A 631-nucleotide genomic window follows, 5' to 3' on the forward strand; every position below is an offset into this window, starting at 1 on the left:
TCGCTCTTTTCTTTCTCAGCTTCTAACTCCCATTTTGTAGATGAATAATCTTCTTTTAGTTTTGCATTTTCATCTTGTAATCTTTTTAATTCATCTTTAAACTGAGTAATTTCTGCTATTAGTTCATCATTGTTAGAATTTTTAAGTTTCTCAATTTCTTTATTCAATTGAGCAATCTTATTATCTTTATCTCTAATTTCTTCTTCTAACTTAGCTTTTTCTTGTTTTAGTTTCTCTCCATTATCTTTGCAAGATTCTAACTTTTCCTTTAATTCATCTATCTTTGATTGGTCTTCTTGTTTCTTATCATTTAAGTCTTTGATCTGATTTTCCAAGTCCTTAATGTTTTTAGTTAAATCATCAATCTTGTTATCTTTTTCATCAATATCTTGCCCTGTTATATCTGTTTGAGTATCAATGGAATATTTATTTGGATTGTATATATTCATCTTTCCTTGATACATATCATTGTTATAATCAAATTCAAGTTCTACACTATCTACATTCTTATCAAAGACAAACTCTCTATTTTCATACCTTAATCCATTAGGAATAGATTTAAATCCTTGATTTCCGTTAAAACCAAAATGATTTTCGTAAAATGGATTTTGTTTTGGTCTATATTCAACAT

1 protein-coding gene is annotated in these 631 nt (G+C 26.6%); it reads right to left on the minus strand.

Features of this window, described 5'->3' with window-relative positions:
* On the minus strand, positions 1 to 631 hold a 631-nt coding region (locus HMPREF0077_RS10070; protein ID WP_004837920.1), incomplete at both ends, for a coiled-coil domain-containing protein.

Source organism: Anaerococcus tetradius ATCC 35098 (assembly GCF_000159095.1).
Classification (GTDB): Bacteria; Bacillota; Clostridia; order Tissierellales; family Peptoniphilaceae; genus Anaerococcus; species Anaerococcus tetradius.